The 4799-nt window shown below is 70.2% G+C and carries 7 protein-coding genes; 2 read left to right on the forward strand and 5 right to left on the reverse strand.

What is annotated here, in order from left to right; all coding sequences use genetic code 11:
* Positions 1-261 precede the first annotated feature (261 nt).
* The 4 genes from QR77_RS20385 to QR77_RS20400 form a co-directional block, all read right to left on the reverse strand.
* Entirely contained in the window at positions 262-528 is a 267-nt protein-coding gene (locus tag QR77_RS20385) for a DUF2630 family protein (RefSeq protein ID WP_040023467.1), read from the reverse strand.
* A gap of 106 nt (positions 529-634) precedes the next feature.
* The gene (locus QR77_RS20390) at positions 635-1690 is read right to left on the reverse strand and encodes an endonuclease/exonuclease/phosphatase family protein (protein ID WP_078876927.1); all 1056 of its coding nucleotides are present in this window, start codon (positions 1688-1690) and stop codon (positions 635-637) included.
* Positions 1691-2018: 328 nt separating this feature from the next.
* Positions 2019-2384, reverse strand: coding sequence for a hypothetical protein (locus QR77_RS20395; protein WP_052488920.1), 366 nt, complete (start codon positions 2382-2384; stop codon positions 2019-2021).
* Between the two features lie 210 nt (positions 2385-2594).
* Positions 2595-3524, reverse strand: a complete 930-nt coding sequence (locus QR77_RS20400; RefSeq protein ID WP_201778817.1) for a hypothetical protein — start codon at positions 3522-3524, stop codon at positions 2595-2597.
* Between the two features lie 202 nt (positions 3525-3726).
* Between QR77_RS20400 and QR77_RS20405 the strand changes: the two genes are divergently transcribed.
* Together QR77_RS20405 and QR77_RS20410 are read left to right on the forward strand one after the other, a co-directional pair.
* Positions 3727-4104, forward strand: coding sequence for a DoxX family protein (locus QR77_RS20405; RefSeq protein WP_040023468.1), 378 nt, complete (start codon positions 3727-3729; stop codon positions 4102-4104).
* 125 nt (positions 4105-4229) lie between these two features.
* A complete protein-coding gene (locus QR77_RS20410; protein ID WP_040023470.1) occupies positions 4230-4622 on the forward strand; it encodes a hypothetical protein in 393 nt (130 codons plus the stop codon).
* Here QR77_RS20410 and QR77_RS46795 read toward each other — a convergent pair.
* Positions 4604-4799, reverse strand: a 196-nt coding sequence (locus tag QR77_RS46795; protein ID WP_040023472.1) for a hypothetical protein, incomplete at its 5' end; no start/stop codon positions are given. The genes QR77_RS20410 and QR77_RS46795 overlap by 19 nt on opposite strands.

Genomic DNA, 4799 nt, shown 5'->3' on the forward strand with positions numbered 1-4799 from the left:
CAGCCACTCCGGGGGGCGGGGGCGGGGACGGCGGTGCGAGCGGCGCGGTGGTGCGAGCGGCGGCCGGCTCGGATCCGTGGGTTCTGCCATCCTTGACCTTCGCGGGGACCCGGTCTCGGACCGGGAGGAAACGCCGTCCTCGGGACGAACAGTGCCAGCGTACGACGGGTGTGACCGCTGGGCGTGGGCGGGCCCGTATCGCCTGTGATCCGCTGATCTCGTGATCTACGACGGCGGGCGGTATGCCGTGCGGCGTACGCGCTATCCCTGGTAGCCCTCCACCTCGTTCGGCGGGCGCACCGCCGCCTCGTCCGGATTCTCACCGAACTCCGACTTCGCGCGGCGCTGCCGCAGCAGGTCCCAGCACTGGTCGAGTTCGACCTCGACGGTACGGAGCCGGGCCCGCTCGTCGGCCCCGAGTCCGAGCCGGTCGGTCGAGCGGGCGCGCAGGTCGCGCTCCTCGGCGACGAGGGCGTTGATGTTGTCGAGGATCCGTGCGTTGCTGTCAGCGGGGTTCGAGGAGTTCATACGAGCGATCTTCGCGCTCCGGGCCGGTCGGCGCATCCCATGCGAGGCAGCTCGCTTTCTCGGGTTCGCTTTCCCCGGTTCGCTTCCCCGGGCTCACTTCTTCGGCTCACTTCTTCGGCTCGGGACCGTGCAGGTCCAGCGTGACGAGCAGCGACCGGTGGTCGGTGTGCGCCAGATCGATGAAGCGGGCGCCGCGCACGGAGAAGTCCCGGCTCACCAGCACATGGTCGATCTGCGCGCCGAACGGCCTGCGCGCGCCGGACGGCCAGGACGGCGTACGGCCCGCGCCCCCGAGCGGGGCGCTGTCGCGCAGCTCACCGGCGTCGAGGACGTCCCGGAAAGTGGCGTGGTCCCGGCTCGCGTTGAAGTCCCCGGCGATGATGCCGGGACCGTCACCCCGGTGGGCGGCGGCGTACGCGCGCACCTTGCCCAGCTCCGTACGCCAGGAGTCGACGGCGCCCGGGATCGGCGGCAGCGGGTGGGCGAGCTGGAGCCGTACGGGCACGGCGAGGCCGCCGAAACGGGCCGCGGAACCGGGCATGGCGAGGGTGCTCGCGATGCCACCGGTGTTCGTCAGCGGAACGGTGGACAGGATCGCCGAACCCTCCGACCCGCCGGCCTTCACGATGTGCCGGTACGGGTAGTCCGCGTGCGGAATCCGGACGGAGAGGAGTTGGGCGCAGGTGAACTCGCACTCCTGCACGAAGACCAGATCGGGTTTCTCGCGCCGGATCGCCGCGATCAGCCCGAGCGTGGCCTGTCCGAACTCGACGTTCGAGGTCAGCACGGTGATCCGGGCGACGACCGGCCCCCGCGAGACAGCGGCCCCTGCCTCGTACGGCCGCTCGAACCACCCCGTCACCGCGAGCAGTACCAACCCCCAGACGAGCCCGGCCCGCCAGCGGAGCAGCGCGCAGCACAGCAGAGCCACGGCCGTCGGCACGAGCAGCAAGGGGAGGAAGGCGAGGAGCTGGGGTACGGGAGTGACCCCGTCGACGCCCAGCACCCGGCAGCCGACGACGACGGTGAGCAGAGCGAGCACCAGGGCCGTGACCCAGACGAACAGCCGCTCCGGGAGCGGGCGCGCGGTGGGCGGGGGCGGCGGTGGCGCGGGTTGTCCCGATCGCGGTCCCGGCACCACGATCCTGCTCGTGCCGTCCAAGGGGCGGGCCTCTCGCTCAGCGAACGCGGACAGATGTGCGGCAGATACGGGGCAGATACGCGGACAGATATGCGACGGATACGCGGCAGATACGGGGCAGATGCGATGCAGATACGCGGACGGGTCATATCTTTCCGTACGGACCCCCACCCGCGCCTACGGAAGCCCACACCCGCCCACCGTGGCCCACACACGACAACGCACCGGGCGGCGAAAGCGACAACGTCCGTGTTGTCGCTCCCGCGCGCCCGGCGCGTCCCAGGAATTGGAGAGCTGTCGTTGGGTCAGAAGGTCAGGTGGTCAGACGGTTGGACGGAAGACCAGGCGGTCAGGCCCGGGCCATCCTGTTCTGAGTGGTCAGAGCCCAGATCGCGAACGCGCTCAGAGCCATTCCCACAACCGCCCAGACCGGCTGGTGCGGCAGATACATGAACTGCCCCACCAGGTTGATCGCGGCCAGTGCGATACCGACGAACCGCGCTATCTGCGACTTCATCAGAATGCCGATGCCGGCCAGCGCTATCAGGCCGCCCAGGATCACATGGACGTAGCCCCACGAGCTGACGTTGAACGTGTAGGCGTAGCCGGTGACGCCGTTGAGGAAGGCGTCGTTTTTGAGAGCGACGACACCCTGAAGGATGTCCGTCGCACCGGAGATCACCATCACGACACCCGCGAACAGGGCCCCGCCCATCGACCAAGAAGTGCTCCTTCCCGTGTGCGCACCGGTACCGGCGCCTGTGCCGGTGTGACCGCTCATGCCGTTGCCGGTGCCGTGGCCATTGCCTGTGTTGGCGCCAGCGCCGTAGCCCGTGCTGCTGGGGGGGCGCTGTGCTGTTCCTTGGCTCATAGCACCCATAGTGCGCCAGATGGAGCAAACGCGACATTTGGCAAGGGGGTATCGCTATAAAGATTTAGTAAAGCCCCTGGACACGCCCCTGGACACGCCGCTGGACAGGCGTCGGATGTGCCGCCGCCCGGGCCGCCCGGGCCGCCCGGACTGACCGGGCCGCCGGATACGTCCCCACGGCGCCGCGGCCGCCGCCAGCGCGACCCCGGCGGCGAGGACCGCCCAGGCCGCCGTACGGAGTGAGCCGGTCAACGCGTCGTACACCGCCTCGGCGGCCGAGCGGTCCGTGCCCGACGGCAGGTTGTCGAGCGTGAGCCCCCGGCCCGCCCAGACGCAGAGGAACAGCAGCCCCGCGCCCACGGCCAGCGCGAGGCCCACCCCCAGCACGGCGCGCCTCCGGTACCTGGCGGCGGGCAGGAGTACGGCCACCGCGGCGAGCGCCAGCGAACCCACCGCCGGCCAGATCCCGGCCGCCCTCAGGCCCCGTACGACATCGATCCGGGCGCCGAGGTCGGCCGGCCTCAGGACGGTGATCTCGGTGTGGCGTACGGGGATGCGGTCGGCGAAGGGCACGCCGTCGGCGCCCAGCCGCCGCTTCGCCTCGCCGGTGACGGTCGCCAGGTCGATGGTGACCGGGTTGTCGTTGTCGCTGGTCAGGGCGCGTTCGGTGGTGTTCTGGACGGCGCGGCTGACCATCGTCCACGCGGTCTTGAACGCATCGGTCGTGGTGAAGGACAGCACGGCCGAATGCAGCAGGTCGCGCACCTGGTCCTCCATGGCGCCCGCGTCGATCCGCTTCATGACCTCGTCGGTGACGCGGTCGCTGACGGCGTTACGTACGGCGGGGTCCGAGGCGAGAGGAACCGTCGTCGCGACAAAGCGGTCACTGTCGCCGATCTCCAAGTCCGTCCACGCGGCGATCGCGCTCAGCGGAGTCAGGACCGTCAACAGGACGATCAGAACGGTGGAGATAAGGGTCCGCACCCTTCCCAGATAACGCGTGCCGCACATCGGGCGCGAGCAGTGCGCCGCCGTACGGTTCTGGGCGTCGCGACGGGGACGTGGTCGCGACCGGGGTCAGGGGAACGGGGGCGGGTCTAGGATCGGCGCGATTGAATCTTCAACTTCAGGGCTCGCACCCGTCGTTCTCCTCGTCCCCTCACCTCATCCATCGGGAAGTCCCGTCATGAATATCGTGCTCTGGATCGCCGCTGCCCTGCTCGCCCTGCTCTTCGCCGGTTCCGGTTACGCGAAGGCGTTCAGGCCGAAGGAGAAGATCGTGGAGTCCATAGGCGGGTGGGCCGAGCCCTTCCCGCCGGCCTCGCTCAAGGCGATCGGCCTGGTGGAGATCCTCGGCGCGATCGGCCTGATCCTGCCGGCGCTCGTGAACATCGCGCCGGTCCTCGTACCGGTGTCAGCGGTCGGGTTCGTCCTCACGATGGTCGGCGCCGTGATCGTGCACGCGCGCAGGACGGGCGAGGGCAAGAACACCGTCTTCAACCTGGTGCTGCTGGTCGTGGCGGCGTTCGTGGCCTGGGGCCGCTTCGGCCCGTACTCGTTCTGAACCCCTCCTGAACCCCTCTGGCAGAGCGGCGGGGACGCGCCCGCCTCCCCTCCGCCCGGTTGCCGGTCGCCGTACGCGGGTGTGCCCTGGAGTGGTGGGGGGTCCGAGGGAAGGAGTCCGCTGTCATGGCCACTCAGGTCCCGATGTCCCGGCGCCACGCACGGCGGCGGCATGTCTCCCCGCTGTTCATGGCGACGCCGATCGTCGTCGGCATCATCTACGGCTCGTGGGCGTCGTTCCTCCAGCGCGACGGCGGCGCCGCCACTTTCCATCAGCTCTGGATCGCCCTGATCTCCGGGGTCGGCATCGCGGTGCTGATCGCAGCCCTGGGCCGTTTCCAGCACTCGCTGCGCCGTGAACTGCGCGCGGCCGCGTACGGGGCGCTCATCGGCGGATCGGTCGGCTACCTCTACAGCCTGAGCGAGTCGAGCCCGCTGAGGGCCTGCGGCATGGGGCTCGGGATCGGCGTGGCCACCCTGCTCACCACGTACTACATGTTCTACATGCGAGAGCCCTGAGCGAACGAGAGCCCGCCCCACTCGAAGGCCTCGTCGAACGCCTCGTCGAAGGCCGCCGCGTCCAAGGCGCCCCGTACCGCTGCCGTGATCCGGTCCACGTCACCGCGCTCGGCCGACGGCAGCGGGGCGCCGGCGGCGGTACGTGCCGCGTGCGCGGCGCCCAGCAGGGCCGCCGCC

The organism is Streptomyces sp. 150FB, from assembly GCF_000818195.1.
GTDB lineage: Bacteria > Actinomycetota > Actinomycetes > Streptomycetales > Streptomycetaceae > Streptomyces.

Bases quoted from the DNA above. Each gene is read 5' to 3' on its own strand.
- QR77_RS20385 (WP_040023467.1), bottom strand. From the start codon at position 528: ATGAACTCCTCGAACCCCGCTGACAGCAACGCACGGATCCTCGACAAC.
- QR77_RS20395 (WP_052488920.1), bottom strand. From the start codon at position 2,384: ATGGGCGGGGCCCTGTTCGCGGGTGTCGTGATGGTGATCTCCGGTGCG.
- QR77_RS20405 (WP_040023468.1), top strand. From the start codon at position 3,727: ATGAATATCGTGCTCTGGATCGCCGCTGCCCTGCTCGCCCTGCTCTTC.
- QR77_RS20410 (WP_040023470.1), top strand. From the start codon at position 4,230: ATGGCCACTCAGGTCCCGATGTCCCGGCGCCACGCACGGCGGCGGCAT.